We start from the raw sequence: 21,170 nt of genomic DNA on the forward strand, positions 1-21,170 counted from the left end.
TCCACCGGCCTCCTTGAAGGAGCGCCGAATGAACGAAGCCCGCTGTCGAGCGGGCTTTTTCATGGGCGCGCCGGAGTTCAGGTCTCGTGCGAGGCCTTCAACTCGGCGAGCCAGGCCTGGGCGGACGCCTCGTCGGGCACCTGCGTCATCGGCGGCAGCGCCTCGCGCAGGCGCTTGCCGTAGTGCGATCCCGCCAGCCGCGGATCGCAGACGACCAGCAGGCCGCGGTCGCTCTCGGTGCGGATCAGCCGGCCGGCGCCCTGCTTCAGCGCGATCGCGGCCTCGGCGACAAAGTACTCCATGAACGGATTGCGCCCCTCGGACTCGAGCCGCGCGACCCGCGCCTCGACCAGCGGATCGTTCGGCGGCGGGAAGGGCAGCTTGTCGATCAGCACGCATTGGAGCGCGTCGCCCGGGACGTCGATGCCCTCCCAGAAGCTCGCCGAGCCGACCAGCACCGAGGCCGGCTGGTCGATGAACTGCTGCAGCAGTTGCCGCTTGGGCATCGTGCCCTGCACCAGCACCTCGATGCGGTGACCGCCTTCCTCGAAGCGCTGGCGCAGCACCTCGGCGACGGTCTGCAGCTGGCGCAGCGTCGTCGTCAGGATGAAGGTGCGGCCGCCGAGCTTGGCCGCCAATCGCGCGCCGAGCCAGCCCACCGATTCACCGTGATCGGGCTCGGAGGGCTTGGGGAAATGCCTCGGGACGTAGAGCCGCGCGTGCGCCGCGTAGTCGAAGGGGCTGCCGACGCGCAGCGTCCGCGCCTCGGCAAGGCCGGCCGGCTCGGTGAACCAACTGAGCTGATCGTCCTCGCCCAGCGTCGCCGAGGTGAAGATCCAGGCTTTGGGCGTGCTCGCCAGCGCCTCCTGCATCGCCTCCCGGATGTCGAGCGGCGACTCGATCAGCCGCACCTGGTGCGTGCCGACATCGACCCAGCGCACCGCGCCCGGATCGGGCTCGCGCGCGAACAGCTGCGCCGCCTTGTAGAGCTCGACCGCGCGCTCGTGCAAACGCGCGAGATCGGGGCCGACCTCCATCACCGTCGCGAGCGCATCCACGCTCAACTCGATCGCCTGCGCGACCTGTCCCAGCGCCGCGTCGAACTCGGCCCGGCCGGCGCATTCGTTCCAGCGCAGCTTGAGCACGCCGCGCAGATCGCGGCCTCCGGCACAGGCCAGACGCAAGGCGCGGGCGCCGCGCTCGACGCCGGCGGCGATCTCCTGCCACTCCTGCAGGCCGCGCGCGTGCGCCAGCCCCTGCGCGAGCATGTCGCGCGCGAAGTCGAACAGCTGCGCGCTGCCCAGCAGCCGGCCGAGGAAGTTCAGTCCGGCCTCGGGCAGTTGGTGGGCCTCGTCGAAGATCGCGACCTCGACGCTGGGGAGCAGTTCCGCGACGCCGCTGTCGCGCAGCACCAGGTCGGCGAAGAACAGGTGATGGTTCACGACGACCAGGTCCGCCTCCATCGCCTCGCGCCGCGCCTTCACGACATGGCACTCGCGGTACGACGGACAGTCGGTGCCCAGGCAGTTGTCGCGCGTGGAGCTGACGATCGGGATCACCGGCGAACGGTCGTCGAGTCCGTCGATCTCCGAGAAGTCGCCGGTGTGCGTGGTCATGGCCCAGCGCTCGATGCGCGCGAGTTGCGCGACCGCGCGGCGGTCCGGCAGTTCGGCACTGTGGCGCGCCTGCTCCAATCGGTGCAAGCAGAGGTAACTCCCTCGACCTTTCAGCAACGCGGCGCGCAGCGGCAGCGCGAAGGTCTCGAGCAGGCGGGGCAGGTCACGCATGAAGAGCTGGTCCTGCAGGCTCTTCGTGGCGGTGCTGATCAGCGTGCGGCCGCCGCTGAGCAGCGCCGGCACCAGATAGGCGAAGGTCTTGCCGACGCCGGTGCCGGCCTCGACGACGAGCGTGCCACGGCTGGCGATCGCCTGCGCGACGGCGCTCGCCATGAGGCGCTGCGGCTCGCGCGGCGCGTAGCCGGGGCCATGCCGCGACAGCGGTCCGCCGGTGTCGAACGCGGCCACCACGGACTGCTCGAGCTCGCCCGGCCGCATCGCCTCGATCGCCGAGCGCGCGCGAGACGCCGCCAGCGCCGGCGACGCCTCGGCCCCGCCCCACGGGGCATCGGCCATCAGGTCGTCGGTCGAGTCGTCGGTGTCGGGGTCGTGACGGTCAGGCCGGCTCATCGGGATCACTGGCCCGCTCGAGCCGCGCGATCTCATCGCGCATCGCCAGGCGCTGCTTCTTGAGCCTGCGCAGCGTGAGTTCGTCGCAGGACGCCGCGGCGATGGCGCTGGCCTCCAGGGCCCGCAGGCCCGGGCCGGCGTCGACGCCCAGCGCGCCCATCAGCGTGTCGATGCGCCCATCCAGCTCGGCATGCGCGATGCGCAGCTCGATCAGGCGCCGGGCGGGAGAGTGAAGTTGTTCATCCATAAACGGGGAACCACTCGACCGGGAGGCCGAGCCGCGCGATTATAGTTTTGGGATGAGTCGCACTACCCCAGGCTTTCGCCTCAGCGCCGCCACCGGCATCCATCGCGGCGATCGTCTGTACCAGCAGGATCAGGTCCAGGTCATCGCCCATCCGCGTCAAAGCGGCTGCATGCTGGGCATCGTCGCCGACGGCATGGGCGGCAAGAGCGGTGGCCGCAAGGCCGCCGATCAGGTCATCCTCACCGCGCAGCAGCTGTTCGAGCGCTTCGTCCCCGGCGAGGAGGACGAGGCCGAGCTGCTGCGCCAGATCGTCTCCGAAGCCCACCTGATGATCCGCCTGACGGCGATCTCCGCCGAGGAGGAGCCGCACAGCACGCTGGCCGCCTTCCTGCTCACCAGCGACCGGCGCTGTTTCTGGATCCACACCGGCGACTCGCGGATCTATCTCTTCCGCGGCCCCAACATGGTGACGCGCTCGCTGGACCAGTCCTATGTGCAGCGCCTGGTCGACGAAGGCCAGATTTCGGAGGACGAGGCGCTCGTCCATCCGCAGTCGAACCTGCTGACCGCCTGCCTGGGCACGGTGCAGGAGCCCACGCCGGTCGAGTCCTTCTTCGAGCGCCTGGAGCATGGCGACAGCCTGATGGTCTGCAGCGACGGCCTGTGGCACTACTTCACCCCGGCGGAGCTCGGCACCGTGCTGCACAGCCTGCCGCCGCGCGATGGCGCGGAGCTGCTCGTCAACAAGGCGCGCCAGCGCGCCAAGGGCACCGGCGACAACCTGTCGATCGCCATCGTCCGGCTGGATCCGCTCGAGTAGGCGCACGCCGGCAGCCACCTCCCTCAATGACGAACGCCGGTCCCAGGACCGGCGTTTTACATGGCGCGCCCGCGGCGCCGCTCAGTGCTTGGGCAGCGCGCGGATGTCCGAGGCCGAGGGCGTGGGCAGGTGCGCGGCGGGCGGCTTCGTGTTCTTGCCGCCGGCCGTCGCGGCCGACGCCGCGGAGGCGGCCTTCTCCGCGTACCGGGCCTGCATCTGGCTGGCCTTGTGCTGGCGCTCCTGGGCCTTCTCGCGGCGCTGCGCGGCAGCTTCCCGGCGCCTGGCGGCTTCCGCCTTCGCCTCGGCCTCCTGCTGCGCCTGGCGGCGCTGATGGAGTTCCGGATTCGCGCGCGGCGTGCGGGCCATCGGCGCCGCCGGCACGGCGGACGCGGGCTGCGCGGCCTCACGCACCGACTGGGTCTTGCGCTGGGCCTCGTCCGCGGCGGCGTCGCGCTCCTTCTGCTGCACGCGCTCCTTGGCGGCGGCGGCGCGGCGCTGACGGTCCTCGGCGTTGACCTGGTGCTCGGCCCGGTCCAGCGGACGCAGCGCGCGGATGCGTTCGTTGCGGGCATCCTCCAGGCAGCCGGTCACGACGAAGCGCGCGTTGCAGTCGCGCACCTTGGCCTGGTAGGTCTGTTCGATGCGGGCGCGGGCCGCGTCGATCTCGGCGCGGCTCATCTCGGCGGCGCGGGCGGCCGACGGCGCGGCGCACAGGGCGCAGATCGCGGCCGGCGTGATCGCCGCGGCGGCAAGGACGGAGCGGAAAGTCATGGCCGCGATCATCGCATCCACCGGCGGCCGTTTTGGAGAACCGCCCGCCCGTGACTTCCCTGGTGACTTCCAACCGTTCAGGTCAGCCGCGTGTCGACCTCGCGGCGCTCCAGCTCCAGGTACTCCTTGGACTGCATCTCCTGCAGCCGCGACACGGTGCGCGGGAACTCGTGCGCCAGCGGGCCTTCGGTGTAGAGCTGCTCGGCCGGCACCGCCGCCGAGATGATCAGCTTCACGCGCCGGTCGTACAGCACGTCGACCAGCAGCGTGAAGCGGCGCGCCTCGCTGGCCAGCCGCGGCGGCATCGCCGGCACCTTGGACAGGATCAGCGTGTGGAACTGCGTCGCCAGCTCCAGGTAGTCGTTCTGCGAGCGCGGGCCGCCGCACAGTTCCGAGAAATCGAACCACACCACGCCGCCGGCGCGGCGGCGCGAGCGGATCTCGCGATGCTCGATGTGCAGCACGGGGTCCTCGTCGCGGGCCTCGGCGAGCGACTCGAAGGCGGCGGTCAGCGCCTGCTCGGCGTCGGCATTCAGCGGCGTGTGATAGAGCTCGACATGCTCCAGCGAGCGCTGCCGGTAGTCGGTGCCGTTGTCGACGTTGATGACTTCCAGGTGCTGCTTGAGCAGCTCGATCGCCGGCAGGATGCGGTCGCGATGCAGTCCATTCGGATAGAGCCCGTCCGGATGGAAGTTGGAGGTCGTCACGATGGACACGCGATTGCGGAACAGCGCGTCCAGCAGCCGGTAGAGGATCATCGCGTCGGTGACGTCGGCGACGTGGAACTCGTCGAAGCAGATCAGCCGGAAGCGGCGCGCGATGCGCTTGCCCAGTTCCTCCAGCGGATCCTGGATGCCCTTGAGCTCCTGCAGCTCGCGATGGACCTCGCGCATGAACTCGTGGAAGTGCAGCCGCGTCTTGCGCGTCAGCGGGACCGCCTGGAAGAAGCAGTCCATCAGGAAGCTCTTGCCGCGGCCGACGCCGCCGAACATGTACACGCCGCGCGGCAGCGGCGGGCGCACCAGCAGCTTGGTCACCGCGTTGGAGCGCCGCGCCTTGTAGTCGGCCCATTCATCCTGGCAGCGCTGCAGCGCGGCGACGGCGCGCAGTTGCGCGGGATCGGCGGTGTAGCCGCGCTCCTGCAGGGTGTGGTGATAGAGCTCGGTAACGGTGGTCATGCGGCGGCGATCAACTCAACAACTCAACACGGGAACGGGAACAGACAAGAAAAAAAGGGGCGACTCGCCGCCGCCCCTTGTTCACGCGTCCGATGCGCTTCGAGCCTGGGCTCAGAAGTTCAGCGTGCGCTTGTCCACGGCCAGGGCCGCTTCCTTGGTCGCCTCGCTCAGCGACGGGTGCGCGTGGCAGATGCGGGCGATGTCCTCGGCCGAGGCCTTGAACTCCATCGCCACCACGGCTTCGGAGATCAGCTCCGAGGCCATCGGGCCGATGATGTGCACGCCCAGGATCTCGTCGGTCTTGGCGTCGGCCAGGAACTTGACGAAGCCGGTCGTGTCGCCCAGCGCGCGCGCGCGGCCGTTGGCCAGGAACGGGAACTGGCCCGCCTTGTAGGCCACGCCGTCCGCCTTGAGCTGCTGCTCGGTCTTGCCGACCCACGCGATCTCGGGGCTGGTGTAGATGACCCACGGGATGGTGTTGAAGTTGACGTGGCCGTGCTGGCCGGCGATGCGCTCGGCGACCGCGACGCCCTCTTCCTCCGCCTTGTGCGCCAGCATCGGGCCGCGCACGACGTCACCGATCGCCCAGACATTGGGCAGGTTGGTCTTGCACTCGTCATCGACGACGACCGCGCCGCGCTCGTCGAGCTTCAGGCCGACGGCTTCCGGGTTCAGGCCGATGGTGTTGGCGACGCGGCCGATCGAGACGATCAGCTTGTCCACCGCCAGGGTCTGCTCGGCGCCCTTCGCGTCCGTGTACTTCACGCTGACGCCATCCTTGCCGTTGTCGACGGACGTGATCTTCACGCCCAGCTCGATGTTCAGGCCCTGCTTCTTGAAGACCTTGGCGGCCTCCTTGGCGACGGACTCGTCGGCGGCGCCCAGGAAGGCGGGCAGCGCTTCCAGGATCGTCACGTCCGCGCCCAGGCGGCGCCACACCGACCCCATTTCCAGGCCGATGACGCCGGAGCCGATCACACCCAGCTTCCTGGGCACGGCCGGGATGCGCAGCGCGCCGTCGTTGGACAGGATGTTGGTCTCGTCGAACGGGGCACCCGGCAGCTGGCGGGCGTTGGAGCCGGTGGCGACGATCACGTGCTTGGCCGTGATCGTCTCTTCGGCGGCGCCGGCGACCTTGATCTCGTACGCGCCGTCCTTGGCCGCCACGAACGAGCCGCGGCCGTGGAAGAACGTGACCTTGTTCTTCTTGAACAGGTAGAGGATGCCGTCGTTGTTCTGCTTCACGACGGCGTCCTTGCGGCCGATCATCTTGGCGATGTCGATCTTCAGGTCGTTCATCGAGATGCCGTGGTCGGCGAAGCCGTGGCCGGCGTGCTCGAAGTGCTCGCTGGACTGCAGCAGCGCCTTGGACGGGATGCAGCCGACGTTGGTGCAGGTGCCGCCAGGGGCGGGAGCGCCCTTGTCGTTCTTCCACTCGTCGATGCAGGCCGCGTTGAAGCCCAGCTGCGCCGCGCGGATCGCCGCGATGTAGCCGCCGGGGCCGCCGCCGATGACGACGACGTCGAATTGCTTGCTCATGTCGTGGTCGTCCTCGGATTACAGGTCGAACAGCAGGCGGGCCGGATCTTCCAGCGCGTCCTTCATGGCGACCAGGCCCAACACGGCTTCGCGGCCGTCGATGATGCGGTGGTCATAGGACATCGCCAGGTAGTTGATCGGACGGATCACGATCTGGCCGTTCTCGACGACGGCGCGGTCCTTGGTCGCGTGCACGCCCAGGATGGCCGACTGCGGCGGGTTGATGATCGGCGTCGACAGCATCGAGCCGAAGGTGCCGCCGTTGGAGATGGAGAAGGTGCCGCCGGTCATCTCCTCGATGCCGAGCTTGCCTTCCTGCGCCTTCTTGCCGAACTCGGCGATCTTCTTCTCGATGTCGGCGAAGCTCATCTGGTCCGCATTGCGCAGGATGGGCACGACCAGGCCGCGCGGCGAACCGACGGCGATGCCGATGTCGAAGTAGCCGTGGTAGACGATGTCGTTGCCGTCGACCGAGGCGTTCAGCACCGGGTACTTCTTCAGCGCGTGGACCGCGGCCTTCACGAAGAAGCTCATGAAGCCCAGCTTCGTGCCGTGTTCCTTGGTGAAGCTGTCCTGGAACTTCTTGCGCAGCTCCATCACCGGGGCCATGTTCACTTCGTTGAACGTGGTCAGGATGGCGTTGGTCGATTGCGACTGCAGCAGGCGCTCGGCGATGCGGGCGCGCAGGCGGCTCATCGGCACGCGCTGTTCCGGGCGGTCGCCCAGGTTGGCGGACACCGGCGCGGCGACGGCCTGCAGCGGCGCCTTGGCGGGAGCCGCCGGAGCGGCCACCGGGGCGGGGATCGCGGCCGGCTTGGCGCCGCCTTCGATCGCGCCCAGCACGTCGCCCTTGGTCACGCGGCCATCCTTGCCGGTGCCGGCCACGGAGCCGGCGGCCAGGCCGTTGTCGGCCATGATCTTGGCGGCGGCGGGCATCGCGACGCCGGCCTTGCTGTCCGACGAGGCAGCGGCGGCGGCCGGCGCGGGAGCAGCGGCGGCGGGCGCCGGGGCGGCGGCGGCCGGAGCGGCGGCGCCGGCCTTGCCTTCGGAGTCGATCCGGGCGATGACCTGGTCCGAGGTCACGGTGCCGCCGTCGGCGACGACCAGCTCGGCCAGCACGCCGGCGGACGGGGCCGGCACTTCCAGCACGACCTTGTCGGTCTCGATCTCGATCAGGATTTCATCGATGGCCACGGCTTCGCCGGGCTTCTTCTTCCATTGCAGCAGCGTCGCTTCGGCGACCGACTCGGACAGCTGGGGGACTTTGACTTCAACGATTGCCATGATGTTTGTTCTTTCTTACTTGGTCAGCACGAAGCCCTTGAGCTTGCCGAAGGCCTGCTCCAGCAGCGCCTTCTGCTGTTCCTGGTGCAGGTGGGCGTAGCCCACCGCCGGCGAGGCCGAAGCCGGGCGTCCGGCGTAGCCGAGCTTCTGGCCGTCGGCCATGTTCTCGTGGATGTAGTGCTGCACGAAGAACCAGGCGCCCTGGTTCTGCGGCTCGTCCTGGCACCACACGATCTCGGCGAGGTTCGGGTACTTCTTGAGCTCGGCCGCGAAGGCCTTGTGCGGGAACGGGTACAGCTGTTCCACGCGGACGATCGCGACGTCCTTCTTGTCGCCGCGGGCCTTCATCAGGTCGTAGGCGACCTTGCCCGAGCAGGCGATCACGCGCTTGACCTTGCTGGCGTCGATCTCGGCGTTGACCTCGCCGATCACGGTGCGGAACTCGCCCTTGGTGAACTCGCTCACCGGCGAGGTGGCGTCCTTGGCGCGCAGCAGCGACTTCGGCGTCAGGATGACCAGCGGCTTGCGGAACATGCGCAGCATCTGGCGGCGCAGCAGATGGAAGATCTGCGAGGCGCTCGTCGGCTGGACGACCTGCATGTTGTTGTCGGCCGCCAGCTGCATGAAACGCTCCAGGCGCGCCGAGCTGTGCTCGGGGCCCTGGCCTTCATAGCCGTGCGGCAGCATCAGCGTCAGGCCGTTGGCGCGGCCCCACTTCACTTCGCCGGAGGCGATGAACTGGTCGATGACGACCTGCGCGCCGTTGACGAAGTCGCCGAACTGGGCTTCCCAGATCGTCAGCGTCTGCGGATCGGCGGCGGCGTAGCCGTACTCGAAGCCCAGCACGGCCTCTTCCGACAGGATCGAGTCGATCACGACGAACGGGGCCTGGCCTTCCGCGACGTTCTGCAGCGGGATGTAGGTGCCTTCGTCGAAGCGCTCGCGGTTCTGGTCGTGCAGCACGGCGTGGCGGTGCGTGAACGTGCCGCGGCCGCAGTCCTCGCCGGACAGGCGCACCGGGTAGCCCGAGGCCACCAGCGACGCGAAGGCCATGTGCTCGCCCATGCCCCAGTCGACGTTGATGTCGCCGCGGCCCATGGCCGCGCGGTCGGCGATGACCTTCTCCACCAGCGTGTGGGCCTTGAAGCCGGCCGGCAGCGTGGTGATCTTCTCGGACAGGCGCTTCCACTCGGCCACCGGCAGCGCGGTGTCGCAGCTGTCGGTCCACTTCTTGCCGAGGTAAGGGGTCCAGTCGGTGGCGTACTTGCTCTTGAAGTTGGTCAGCACCGGGTCGACGGTGTGACGGCCCTCGTCCATCGCGGCGCGGAAGGCCTTGACCATGCCGTCCGGGCCTTCGGCATCCATCACGCCCTGGGCCACCAGCTTCTCGCCGTACAGCTTGCGCGTGCCGGGATGCTGGGCGATCTTCTTGTACATCAGCGGCTGCGTCAGCGCGGGCGTGTCCTGCTCGTTGTGGCCCAGCTTGCGGAAGCAGACGATGTCGACGACCACGTCCTTCTTGAACTGCTGACGGTATTCCAGCGCCAGCTGCGTGCACAGCACGACCGCTTCCGGATCGTCCCCGTTCACGTGCAGCACCGGGGCCTCGATCATCTTGACGACGTCGGAGCAGTACAGCGTCGAGCGCGTGTCGCGCGGGTCGCTGGTGGTGAAGCCGATCTGGTTGTTGATGACGATGTGGACGGTGCCGCCGGTGTAGTAGCCGCGGGTCTGGGCCAGCGCCAGCGTCTCCATCACGACGCCCTGGCCGGCGAAGGCCGCGTCGCCGTGCACCAGCACGGGCAGCACCTGCTCGCCGGTCTTGTCGCCGCGGCGGTCCATGCGCGCCTTGACCGAGCCCTCGACGACCGGGTTCACGATCTCCAGGTGCGACGGGTTGAAGGCCAGGCTCAGGTGGACCGGGCCGCCAGGGGTGGTCACGTCGCTGGAGAAGCCCTGGTGGTACTTCACGTCGCCGGACGGGAGGTCCTCGGGGGCGGTGTGGTCGAACTCGGCGAACAGGTCCTTGGGCATCTTGCCCAGGGTGTTGACCAGCACGTTGAGGCGGCCGCGGTGGGCCATGCCGATCACGATCTCCTGCACGCCCTTGACGCCGGCGCACTTGACCAGCTCGTCCATCGAGGCGATGAAGCTCTCGCCGCCTTCCAGCGAGAAGCGCTTCTGGCCGACGTACTTGGTGTGCAGGTAGCGCTCCAGGCCTTCGGCGGCGGTGAGGCGCTCCAGGATCTGCTGCTTCTTCTCGGCCGTGTAGGTCGGCTTGCTGCGGATCGCCTCCAGGCGTTCCTGCCACCAGCGCTTCTCGGTCGGCTCGGTGACGTGCATGAACTCGGCGCCGACGGAGCCGCAGTAGGTGTCACGCAGGGCCTGCACGATCTCGCGCAGGGTCATGCGCTCGGCCTTGGTGAAATAGGTGTTGGTCGCACTGAAGGTGCGGTCCATGTCGGCTTCGGTCAGGCCGTAGGACGCGGGATCCAGCTCGGGGATCTTGGGGCGCTCGGTGCGCTTGAGCGGGTCCAGGTCGGCCCAGCGCGAGCCCAGCGTGCGGTACGCGGCGATCAGCGACTGGACGTGCACCTGCTTGCCGGCCACTTCGAGCTCGGCGGAGGACACCTGGTTGTTGAAGGCGTTGGCCTTGGCGCGCTGCGCGAAGGACTCGATCACCGGCGCATGCGCCACGTCGCGCTTGTCGCTGCCGTCCACCGCGGGGACGTGCTGCAGCGCGTCGAAGTAGGCGCGCCAGTTGTCGGGCACGGCGCCCGGGTTGTCGAGGTACTGCTCGTACATCTCCTCGACGTAGGGGGCATTGCCCCCGAACAGATAGGAGTTCGAGCTGTATTGCTGCATCATCTTTCGCTCACCTCTGCCCCGGCTTCCGGAGCTATCGGCTGGTTAACAAACCTTCCGCGACACGGCTTGACCGGTTGGCGGATTGCGACCCGCCTTTGCTGTTGCCAGAAAAGGGGACGGGAAGGACCTGAAGTCACAAGCGCAGGACTGTAGCACCACGCCGGTTCGGGTGCTGTTGCGGGTTCGCCCACTTGTTGTGCAGGCTGTCCATGACTTGAATCAAGCACACGGACACTCATGGGTGACAAACGTTTGCGATGAGATAGCTCAAAGAAGTAGACTGCATGATGGCGTACCGCCCCGAGATTGAATGGCGGACTGCCCGGGACACAGGAGATCCCACATGCAAGTTCGAGTCGTCGACTACCGCGCCGCGGATGCGGCCGAGCAATTCACCCGCTCCCTGCACGAGACAGGTTTCGGCGTCCTGGTGAATCACCCCCTCCCGCAAGAGCTGGTCGAGAAGATCTACGCCGACTGGCTCGGCTACTTCAACGGCACCGAGAAACACGAGCTGGCGTTCTCCAAGGAGACCCAGGACGGGTATTTCTCGACCGAGATCTCGGAGACGGCCAAGGGGCACACGCAGAAGGACATCAAGGAGTACTTCCACATTTATCCGTGGGGACGTATTCCGGCGTCGTTGAAGGACGACGCGATGCGCTACTACCGCATCGCCAACGATCTGGCGGCGGAGTTGCTGTCGTGGGTGGAGGCGCACACGCCGGCGGAGATCGCGAAGAACTATCGCGAGCCGCTGTCCAACATGATCAAGGACAGCCGGCTGACGCTGCTGCGGGTGCTGCGGTATCCGCCGCTGACGGGGAATGAGCCGGAGGGTTCGCTGCGGGCGGCGGCGCACGGCGACATCAACCTGCTGACGATCCTGCCGGCGGCCAACGAGCCGGGGCTGCAGGTGCAGGGCAAGGATGGGAGCTGGGTCGACGTGCCGGGGGATTTCGGCATGCTGATCATCAACATCGGCGACATGCTGCAGGAGGCGTCGCAGGGCTACTACCCGTCGACGCAGCACCGCGTGGTCAATCCGACGGGCGAAGGCGCGAAGAAGAGCCGCGTGTCGCTGCCGCTGTTCCTGCATCCGCGCGAGGACGTGGTGCTGTCGGATCGCTACACCGCGCATGAGTACCTCGAGGAGCGGCTGCGGGAGCTGGGCGTCAAGACCTGACGCCCTGCTGGCCCTCTCCCCCACCCTCTCCCGCAAGCGGGCGAGGGAGTAGGAGACTGCTGTACTGCCGTCGCCACTGGCCCTCACCCCTCCCTCTCCCACTTCGCGGGAGAGGGTGTAAGAAGAGCGCCGCCGGTATTGCCCCCTCGCCCGCTTGCGGGAGAGGGAGGGGTGAGGGCCAGAGGCCTCACGCCCGCCGGCTCTGGGCTCGGTGGATCAAAGGCTCTTGATCGCCACCACGTCCTTGCCCTTGAAGCTGAACACCGTCACCGCCGACGACTTCAGGTCGTGGCGCTCGTCATAGGCGTACTCGCCGGCGACCCCGGTGAACGAGGACTTGGCCAGGTGCTCGCCGATCTTCTTCGGATCGGTGGACTGCGTCGCCTCGATCGCGCCGGCCAGCAGATAGGCGCCGTCATAGAACGATGCCGCGTAGGTCAGCGGATCGCGCTTGAATTCGGCCTTGTACTTTTCCATGAACTGTTTGCCCTTGGCGCTGCGGTCGATCAGCGCGCCGCCCTGGGTGCAATAGACGTTCATGTCCCCGGACACCTGCGACAGCGTCGCGGTTTCGGTCGAGCAGATCCCGTCGCCGCCCAGCAGTGGCGCGGTGATGCCCAGGCCGCGCATCTGGCGCAGCATCGGGCCGCCTTGCGCGGAGTAGCCGCCGTAGAACACGGCATCCGGCTTGGCGGCCTTCACGGCGGTCAGGATGGAACTGAAGTCCGTGGCCTTGTCGCTGGTGAATTCCTTGGCCACGACCTTGATGCCGAGCTTCGCGGCCTGCGCGGTGAACTCCTGCGACACGCCCTGGCCGTAGGCGGTGCGGTCGTCGATGACGGCCACGGTCTTGACCTTCAGGTCCTGTGCCGCATACACGGCCATCTTGGCGCCGAGCTGGTTGTCCGTCGCGCCGATGCGGAACAGGTTGGTCTGGTTGGCCTGCTGGGTGATGCGCGGGTTGGACGCCACCGTCAGCACGATGACGCCGCCATCCGAGAACACGCGCGACGCGGGCATGGTCACGCCCGAGTTGTACGGCCCGAGGACGAACTTGATCTTCTTGTCCACCAGGGCCTGCGCCACCTGCACGCCCTGGCGCGGATCGGCGCCGTCGTCGTTGACGTCCAGTTCGAGGATCACGGGCTTGCCGCCCACCTTGACGCCCTTGGCGTTCAGTTCCTTGATGGCCAGCGCCGCGCCGTCGCGGTTGTCGATGCCATAGCCGGCCTGTGGGCCGGTCACGGGGCTCATGAAGCCGATGCGCACGCGCTCCTGGGCCTGGCATCCCAGCGCGACGAAGCCGGCGGCGAGCGCCAGCGCTTTCAGGGTGGTCTTGTTCATGGTTGTCTTCCTCGGTAAGGGAGACCGCGAGTCTACGAAGAAATGGCGTGTCGCTCGACCACGTCTACAGTGGCGCATGTCCCGCGCTTCCTCCGGCCGCGTCATCTGGGTCCAGCCCGAGGCGCCTCCCAAGCCCGCCGTCGGCCAGCCCTGCAACGGCTGCGGCGTCTGCTGCCTGGCCGAGCCCTGTCCGCTCGGCGCGGTGGTCAGCCTCAAGCGTCACGGCGCCTGCCGCGCGCTGGTGTGGTCCGAGGCCCAGCGCCAGTACCGCTGCGGCATGCTGGTCCATCCGACGCGCTATGTGGGCTTGCCCACATGGCGGCCCGAAGGCCTCGTCAACCGGCTGATCCGCCGCTACGCGCGGCGCCTGATCGCCGCGGGCATGGGCTGCGATGCCGAACTCGAGCCCCAGACCGCCCCGCCCCCGGAGAAGCGCTAAGCAACGCCTGGCCCTCGCGGGTCTAGCATCGCCCGTGCATCGCCTGACCCAGGCTTCACGGAGTCCCCCCATGTCTCGCACCCCGAGAGGTTCCCGCTTCGTCCGCGCCCGCATGGCGCTGTCCCTGGCGATCGCGCTCGGCGCATCGGCCGCCGTCTCCACCGCGCAGGCCGTGCCGCTGCGCTGGGCCGCGCAGAACGACGTGCTGACGCTCGATCCGCACTCGCAGGACCACACGACCACCACCGCCATCCTGCAGCATGCCTACGAGGGCCTGACCCGCTACAGCGAGGACTGGGAGATCGAGCCCTGCCTGGCCACGAAGTGGACGGCCATCAGCCCCACGCAGGTGCGTTTCGAGCTGCGCAAGGGCGTGAAGTTCCATGATGGGTCGCCGTTCACCGCGGACGACGTCATCTTCAGCTTCAACCGCATCCGCCAGCCGCAGGGCACGATGCAGATCTACGTCACCGGCATCAAGGAGATCAAGAAGATCGACGACTTCACCATCGACCTGATGCTGGACTCGCCGCAGCCGATCCTGCTGCGCAACCTGATCGACTTCCGGATCATGAGCAAGGCCTGGTCCGAGAAGAACAAGGCGACGCAGATGGCCGATTACAAGGCCAAGGACGAGAACTACGCCAGCCGCCATGCCGCCGGCACCGGCCCCTACGAGATCACCTCCTGGCAGCCGGACCAGAAGGTCTCGATGACCATCAACAAGGCCTGGTGGGACAAGAACAAGGGCAACATCACCGAGGTCAGCTACATCCCGATCAAGTCGGACCCGACGCGGGTCGCGGCGCTGACCTCGGGCGACGTGGACCTGCTGACCGACGTGCCGACGCAGGACGTCGGCTCGCTGAAGGCGGACAGCAAGCTCAAGACCATCGACGGCCCCGAGACCCGCACCATCTTCTTCGCGATGGACCTGGGCAGCGACGAGCTGCGCGGTGCGTCGGTGAAGGGCAAGAACCCGTTCAAGGACGTCCGCGTGCGCGAGGCGCTGTCGCTGGCCATCGACCGCGAGGCCATCAAGCGCAGCATCATGCGCGGGCTGTCGGTGCCGGCGGCGCTGATGGTCGCGCCCGGCGTGCACGGCTACGACGCGGCGCTGGACAAGCCGCGCGCGCCCGACATCGCCAAGGCCAAGAAGCTGCTCGCCGATGCCGGCTATCCCAGCGGCTTCGAGGTTCCGCTGAACTGCCCCAACAACCGCTACGTCAACGACGAGAAGGTCTGCCTGGCCGTGGTGTCGATGTGGAGCAAGATCGGCATCACCGCGCGGCTGACCGCGCAGCCGATGTCGCAGCACAGCCAGCTGTTCCAGCGCTTCGAGGCGCCGCTGTACATGCTGGGCTGGGGCGTGTCCACGCGCGACGCGCTCTACGCGATGCAGGCGCTGGCGCGCACCCGCAGCGGCGGCGCGGACGGCAGCTTCAACTTCTCCAAGGTCAGCGATCCCGAGCTCGACAAGCTGATCGATGCGGCCAAGAGCGAGATCGACGTCGCCAAGCGCGATGCGCTGCTGCGCGACGGGCTGGTGCGGATCCGCGATCAATACCTCTTCATCCCGCTGCACCACCAGGTGCGTCCGTGGGCGATGCGCGCCAACCTGCAGACGCTGCACCGCGCCGACGACCGGCCGCAGGCGCGCTTCACGACGATCAAGTAGCGCCTCGCATTTCCTTCCTCGGCCACCGGATCTGGCGGCCCGTCCTTGGGGCAATCCCCGAGGCCGGGCCGCTCGTCCATGGGCGCGTCCCCGGCTAGCATCCAGCGACTTCACGAGTTCTTAACGACATCGCCAAGGAGCCGCCGCTCATGCCGAGGATCTCTTCCGGATCGATCCGATCCGCCCGCACCGCGCTGTGCGCCGCCGCCGCCGCCGCGGCGCTGCTGTCCACCCTGCCCGTGCTGTCCGCGCATGCCGCGCCGCTGCGCTGGGCCGCGCAGAACGACGTGCTGACGCTGGATCCGCACTCGCAGAACCACAGCACGACGAACGCGATCGCGCAGCACGCCTACGAGGGCCTCACGCGCTACGACCGCCAGTACCAGGTCGAGCCGTCGCTCGCGACGAAATGGACCCAGACCGGGCCGACCACCTGGCGCTTCGAGCTGCGCAAGGGCGTCAGGTTCCATGACGGCTCGCCGTTCACCGCGGACGACGTGGTGTTCTCCTTCCACCGCATCAAGCAGCCGGTGGGCACGATGCATCCGTTCGTGGCCGGCGTGACCGACATCCGCAAGGTCGACGCCAACACGATCGACGTGATCCTCGCGGCGCCGAATCCCATCCTGCTGCGCCAGTTCGTCGACTTCCGGATCATGAGCAGGACCTGGGCGGAGAAGAACAAGGCGGTCAACCTGCCGGACTTCAAGGCCAAGGAGGAGACCTTCGCGACGCGCAACGCCAATGGCACCGGGCCGTACCGCATCACCGGGTGGCAGCCGGACCAGCGCATCACGATGGTCCAGAACAAGGACTGGTGGGACGCGAAGAATGCGACCAACGTCGACGAGGTGATCTACACGCCGATCAAGTCCGACCCGACGCGGGTCGCGGCGCTGCTGTCGGGCGACGTGGACCTGCTGTCCGACATTCCGACGCAGGACGTGGGCCGGCTCAAGGCCGACGCCAAGCTCAGCGTCGCCGAGGGCAGCGAGACGCGCACCATCTTCATCGGCATGGACCAGGGCAGCGAGCAGCTCAAGGGCGCCAGCGTGACGGGCAAGAACCCGTTCAAGGACAAGCGGGTGCGCGAGGCGATGTCGCTGGCGATCGACCGCGAGGCGATCAAGCGCGCGACGATGCGCGGCTTGTCGGTGCCGGCGGGGATCATGGTCGCGCCGGGCGTGAACGGCAACGCGCCGGACATCGACGTCGCGACCAAGGCGGATGCCGAGCGCGCGCGCAAGCTGCTCGCCGAGGCCGGCTATCCGAACGGCTTCGAAGTGCCGATGAACTGTCCCAACAACCGCTACGTCAACGACGAGGAGATCTGCCTGGCGGTGGTGTCGATGTGGAGCAGGGTCGGGATCAAGGCGCGGCTGCAGACGGAGTCCTTCAGCACCTTCAGCCCGAAGCTGCAGGCCTTCGAGTACCCGCTGTTCCTGTACGGCTGGGGCGTGCCGACCTATGACGCGCTGTACACGATGCAGTCGCTGGCGCGCACGCGCACTGGCGGCGCGGACGGCAGCGGCAACTACTTCCGCCTGAGCGACGCGAAGCTGGACCAGATCATCGACGCCGCGAAGGTCGAGGGCGACGTGGGCAGGCGCAACGCGCTGCTGAAGGAGGGGCTGGTGCGCATCCGGGATGAGGTGTTCTTCATTCCGCTGCACCACCAGGTGCGCCCGTGGGCGATGAAGAAGACGGTCAGCACGCCGCACCGCTCGGACGACCGGCCGGAGGCGCGGTTCACGACGATCAAGTGAGCGCCGCAGGGAGCCCTTCGGGGCTCCCCGCGCCAAGACGCGGAGCCGTCGTCACGCCACGCCGTCAGCGACGCGGCTCGGTGGCCGGGTCCATTTCAGCAGCACCTCGACCAGCTCGGCTGGCACGATCGGCTTGCCGATGTGCGCGTTCATCCCCGCCGCGAGGCAGGCCTGACGGTCCTCGTCCATCGCCGCCGCCGTCATCGCGACGATCGGCAGCCCATGCCCCTGCGGCAGCAGCCGGATGCAGCGCGCCGCCTCGATGCCGCCCATCTCCGGCATCTGCATGTCCATCAGCACCAGGTCGAAGGCGCGCTCGCGCACCAGATCCACCGCCTGCAGGCCATTGCCCGCGATCGTCACCGTCAGCCCGCCCAGCTCGAGGAAGGCCTGCGCCACCTGCTGATTGACCGGGTCATCCTCCACCAGCAGCACCTCGGCGCCCCGCAAGGGCCGCAGCGCCTCGTCGAGCGTCTTCTCGAGCGGCCGCGCCACACGCGGCGCGGCGGTGCCATGCTGCAGGCGCACGATCGCCTCGAACAGGCGCGACGGCGTCACCGGCTTCACGAGCACCTCCAGCCCCGGCCGCCGGCCCAGCTCCCGCTCGACCGCGTCGCGCTGGTGCGCCCCCGCCAGCACGACGACGCGCGGCAGCGGCTGGGCGCGCTCCAGGCAGAGCGCCCTGACCTTCTCCAGCACCTCCGCCGCGCCGGTCTTCCAGTCCAGCACGAGCAGCTCGTAGGGCGCGTCGTGCCCCACGGCGCGCTGGCTCTTGAACACCGCGTCGTCGACAAAGGCCGCCGCGCTCACCTGGAAGCGCCAGCTCGACAGCATCTGGCTCCAGGCCTCGCGCTCGGTGAGCTGGCCATCCATCACCAGCGCGCGCATGCCATGGATCCGATAGAGGTCGCGCCGCGCCGCGCCCGCCGCCGGCAGCCCGAACCACGCGCTGAAGCGGAAGGTCGAGCCCTGCCCCGGCTCGCTCTCCACCACGATGTCGCCCTCCATCAGCGTGACCAGCCGCCGGCAGATCGCCAGTCCCAGCCCGGTGCCGCCAAAGCGCCTGGCCGTGCCCATCTCCCCTTGCGCGAAGGCCTCGAAGAGCTGCTCGCGCGTCTCGCGGCTCATGCCGATGCCGGTGTCGCGCACCGACAGCGCCAGGCGCACCCGGCCCGCCGCGCGCTCCAGCACCTCGACGCGGATCACGATCTCGCCGCGCGGCGTGAACTTGATGGCGTTGCCCACCAGGTTGTTCAGCACCTGCGTCAGCCGGAACGCGTCGCCCACCGTGCGTGGCGGCACGTCACGGTCGATCTCGAAGACCAGGTCCAGCCCCGTCTCCTCGAGCCGCGCCGAGAACAGTTCGCCGACGTTCTCGACCACCTCCTCGATGCCGAACTCCTCCGCCTCCAGGCTGATCTTGCCGGCCTCGACCTTGGAGTAGTCCAGGATGTCGTTGAGCAGCGCGAGCAGCGCCTTCGACGACGCATGCGCCTTGGCCACGTACTCGTGCTGACGCCCTTCCAGCGGCCCCTGCAGCGCCAGGTGGGTCAGGCCGATGACGGCGTTCATCGGCGTGCGGATCTCGTGGCTCATGCTCGCCAGGAACAGGCTCTTGGCCGCGTTCGCGCGCTGGGCCTCGTCGCGCGCCAGCGCCAGCTCCGATGAACGCTCCCGTTCCCGGTCATGCGTCTGCGCGAGCCGCGCATAGAGGACAGCGTTCTCCAGCAGCAGCTCGACCAGCACGGCGCTGCACGCGATCAGGCCATAGAGGCGGCCCGCATAGAAGCCCAGGTCGTAGCGGCCGCCATTGAGCATCGCCGACAGCGCGATGTCGCAGAGCCAGGCCACCAGCACCACGCGCAGCCCGAGGTCGAGCACGCTCGCCTCGCGGCGGCGCGAGAGCAGTACCGCCAGCCCCGCGATGCACACGGCCCACACGGCACCGACCGCGACGATCATCGCGGGCGTGTAGCGGTTGCCGTCCATGATCGCGGGAAGCCAGTCGTGCCCCGCCGTCGCGAGCACCGTCAGACCAACACCGAGCCCGAGCGCGATGGCCGTCGCGATCAGCGCGGTGCGCGGCTCCCGCCGTTCCTTGCGTTCCTGCCGTTCCGGTCTCTGCCCGTCGATGTCACCCGCGGTCGGGGCGGGCTCGCGGCGCCGCATCCACGCATAGGCGATCACGAACAGCGGAAAGCCGCCATGCCAGGACATGTAGAGCCAGGCCGTGGTCTGCGGGCCTGCGCCGAGCGCGCCGCCGGGCGCGAAGACGCCAGGAAAGGACAGCGCGTGGCCGATCGTGATCGTCGCGGTGAAGAGATAGCCGCTGGCGAGCACCGACAGTGCCGGCAGGCGCGTGATCCGCCACTGGCCATAGAGCAGCGCCGCGGTGATCAGGTCGTTGAGGACGAGCGCGGCCTCATACGCCGGAATGAAGGCGGCCACCGCCGGCAGCTGCACCTTGGCGAAAGGCAGCAGCGCGAGGCAGAGGGCAATGGACAGCACGATGGTCGCCAGCGCGCGGGATCGCGCGCGGCGATCCGCAAGCTGGATCGCGAGAAAGGAGGGGGCCGGCTCCTCCTGCGGCTCCCCACTCGCTGCGACGTCACGAGCGTCGCGTTGCGCGCCGCATGAAGCGCCGCGCCGTGCATCGACTTCGCCCACGCTGCCTCCCTGAAGGCATGCCCGATCGACTGTCTGCGGATGGTTGCCCATCGGCTGGCGGATTGCAACCGCTCATTCGACTGCCCCGCTCCGCCGCGCCGCGCGGCGCCCGCTTCAGAAAGGACAACGCCCCGTCGAGCGGGGCGTTGCTGGGCGGGGGATCCCCGCAGCCGTCCGGCCGTTGCGCCTTCAGGCCAGCGAGAGACGCTGGCGCGCCGCCGCGTATTCGCGGCCGAAGCGCGCGACCAGTTCGCCCGCGGGCATCACCTCGCGGATCGCGCCGATGCCCTGGCCGCTGCCCCACACGTCCTTCCAGGCCTTCGCGCCAGTGCCGCCGAAGTTCATCTTCGTCGGGTCGCTCTCGGGCAGGTTCTCCGGATCCAGGCCGGCCGCGACGATCGAGCCCTTCAGGTAGTTGCCGTGCACGCCGGTGAACAGGTTGCTGTAGACGATGTCGTCGCTGTTGCTCTCGACGATCATGCGCTTGTACTCGTCGGCGGCGCGCGCCTCGTCGGTCGCGATGAAGGCCGAGCCGATGTAGGCCAGGTCCGCGCCCATCGCCTGCGCCGCCAGGATCGCGTCGCCGCTGGCCATCGAGCCCGACAGCGCCAGCGGGCCGTCGAACCACTCGCGGATCTCCTGGACCAGCGCGAACGGGCTCTTGACCCCCGCATGGCCGCCCGCGCCCGCCGCGACGGCGATCAGGCCGTCGGCGCCCTTCTCGATCGCCTTCCTCGCGAACCTGTTGTTGATGATGTCGTGCAACACGATGCCGCCCCAGCCATGCACCGCGGCATTGACGTCCTCGCGCGCGCCCAGCGAGGTGATCACGATCGGCACCTTGTACTTGGCGCACAGGGCCATGTCGTGCTCGAGCCGGTCGTTGCTCTTGTGCACGATCTGGTTGATCGCGAACGGCGCCGCCGGCGACTCCGGATGCGCGCGGTCATGCGCGGCCAGCGTCTCGGTGATCTCGGCCAGCCACTCGTCGAGCAGCTCGGCCGGACGCGCGTTGAGCGCCGGCATCGAGCCCACGATGCCGGCCTTGCATTGCGCGATCACCAGCTTCGGGTTGCTGATGATGAACAGCGGCGAGCCGATCACCGGCAGGCGCAGCTTGTTGAACAGCGGGGGAAGTGCCACCTCGGAATCTCCTCGGGTCAATGTCGTCGGATGTTGCCCCCGGCGCGCGCCGCA

15 protein-coding genes are annotated in these 21,170 nt (G+C 68.6%); 5 read left to right on the plus strand and 10 right to left on the minus strand.

Annotation, left to right across the window (positions count from 1 at the left end):
- Positions 1–77: 77 nt before the first annotated feature.
- Positions 78–2,054 carry a DNA repair helicase YoaA gene (gene yoaA / locus ACEN96_RS20920; protein WP_495588652.1) on the minus strand — a complete coding sequence of 659 codons (1,977 nt, stop codon included), beginning with the start codon at positions 2,052–2,054 and terminating at the stop codon, positions 78–80.
- Between the two features lie 118 nt (positions 2,055–2,172).
- Complete coding sequence (locus tag ACEN96_RS20925; protein WP_495584986.1) at positions 2,173–2,433, minus strand: DUF465 domain-containing protein; 261 nt, start codon at positions 2,431–2,433, stop codon at positions 2,173–2,175.
- Between the two features lie 52 nt (positions 2,434–2,485).
- On the opposite strand from ACEN96_RS20925, the gene ACEN96_RS20930 reads away from it, so the two are divergent.
- On the plus strand, positions 2,486–3,253 hold the full coding sequence (locus tag ACEN96_RS20930; protein ID WP_495584987.1) for a PP2C family protein-serine/threonine phosphatase: 768 nt from the start codon (positions 2,486–2,488) through the stop codon (positions 3,251–3,253).
- Positions 3,254–3,334: 81 nt separating this feature from the next.
- On the opposite strand, the gene ACEN96_RS20935 is transcribed toward ACEN96_RS20930, so the two are convergent.
- The 5 genes from ACEN96_RS20935 to ACEN96_RS20955 form a co-directional block, all read right to left on the minus strand.
- Positions 3,335–4,024 carry a hypothetical protein gene (locus ACEN96_RS20935; protein ID WP_495584988.1) on the minus strand — a complete coding sequence of 230 codons (690 nt, stop codon included), beginning with the start codon at positions 4,022–4,024 and terminating at the stop codon, positions 3,335–3,337.
- Between the two features lie 77 nt (positions 4,025–4,101).
- Positions 4,102–5,202 (minus strand): cell division protein ZapE, encoded by a 1,101-nt coding sequence (gene zapE, locus ACEN96_RS20940; protein ID WP_495584989.1) that lies wholly within the window; start codon positions 5,200–5,202, stop codon positions 4,102–4,104.
- A 111-nt stretch (positions 5,203–5,313) separates the two neighbouring features.
- On the minus strand, positions 5,314–6,741 hold the full coding sequence (lpdA, locus tag ACEN96_RS20945) for a dihydrolipoyl dehydrogenase (RefSeq protein ID WP_495584990.1): 1,428 nt from the start codon (positions 6,739–6,741) through the stop codon (positions 5,314–5,316).
- A gap of 18 nt (positions 6,742–6,759) precedes the next feature.
- Positions 6,760–8,025, minus strand: a complete 1,266-nt coding sequence (odhB, locus tag ACEN96_RS20950; RefSeq protein ID WP_495584991.1) for a 2-oxoglutarate dehydrogenase complex dihydrolipoyllysine-residue succinyltransferase — start codon at positions 8,023–8,025, stop codon at positions 6,760–6,762.
- 15 nt (positions 8,026–8,040) lie between these two features.
- On the minus strand, positions 8,041–10,893 hold the full coding sequence (locus ACEN96_RS20955) for a 2-oxoglutarate dehydrogenase E1 component (protein ID WP_495584992.1): 2,853 nt from the start codon (positions 10,891–10,893) through the stop codon (positions 8,041–8,043).
- A gap of 343 nt (positions 10,894–11,236) precedes the next feature.
- Between ACEN96_RS20955 and ACEN96_RS20960 the strand changes: the two genes are divergently transcribed.
- Entirely contained in the window at positions 11,237–12,079 is an 843-nt protein-coding gene (locus tag ACEN96_RS20960; RefSeq protein WP_495584993.1) for an isopenicillin N synthase family dioxygenase, read from the plus strand.
- A 216-nt stretch (positions 12,080–12,295) separates the two neighbouring features.
- On the opposite strand, the gene ACEN96_RS20965 is transcribed toward ACEN96_RS20960, so the two are convergent.
- Complete coding sequence (locus tag ACEN96_RS20965; protein ID WP_495584994.1) at positions 12,296–13,423, minus strand: branched-chain amino acid ABC transporter substrate-binding protein; 1,128 nt, start codon at positions 13,421–13,423, stop codon at positions 12,296–12,298.
- A gap of 76 nt (positions 13,424–13,499) precedes the next feature.
- Here ACEN96_RS20965 and ACEN96_RS20970 point away from each other — a divergent pair, with 76 nt between their 5' ends.
- The 3 genes from ACEN96_RS20970 (at position 13,500) to ACEN96_RS20980 (ending at position 17,306) form a co-directional block, all read left to right on the plus strand.
- The gene (locus tag ACEN96_RS20970) at positions 13,500–13,862 is read left to right on the plus strand and encodes a hypothetical protein (RefSeq protein ID WP_495584995.1); all 363 of its coding nucleotides are present in this window, start codon (positions 13,500–13,502) and stop codon (positions 13,860–13,862) included.
- Positions 13,863–13,932: 70 nt separating this feature from the next.
- Positions 13,933–15,540 (plus strand): ABC transporter substrate-binding protein, encoded by a 1,608-nt coding sequence (locus ACEN96_RS20975; protein ID WP_495584996.1) that lies wholly within the window; start codon positions 13,933–13,935, stop codon positions 15,538–15,540.
- A 149-nt stretch (positions 15,541–15,689) separates the two neighbouring features.
- Positions 15,690–17,306: an ABC transporter substrate-binding protein gene (locus ACEN96_RS20980; RefSeq protein ID WP_495584997.1), complete on the plus strand. Its 1,617-nt coding sequence runs from the start codon at positions 15,690–15,692 to the stop codon at positions 17,304–17,306.
- Positions 17,307–17,357: 51 nt separating this feature from the next.
- On the opposite strand, the gene ACEN96_RS20985 is transcribed toward ACEN96_RS20980, so the two are convergent.
- Positions 17,358–19,814, minus strand: coding sequence for a hybrid sensor histidine kinase/response regulator (locus tag ACEN96_RS20985; RefSeq protein WP_495584998.1), 2,457 nt, complete (start codon positions 19,812–19,814; stop codon positions 17,358–17,360).
- Between the two features lie 348 nt (positions 19,815–20,162).
- The gene (locus ACEN96_RS20990) at positions 20,163–21,116 is read right to left on the minus strand and encodes an NAD(P)H-dependent flavin oxidoreductase (protein WP_495584999.1); all 954 of its coding nucleotides are present in this window, start codon (positions 21,114–21,116) and stop codon (positions 20,163–20,165) included.
- Between the last annotated feature and the right edge of the window lie 54 nt (positions 21,117–21,170).

Source organism: Roseateles sp. Mitsp63 (assembly GCF_059491535.1).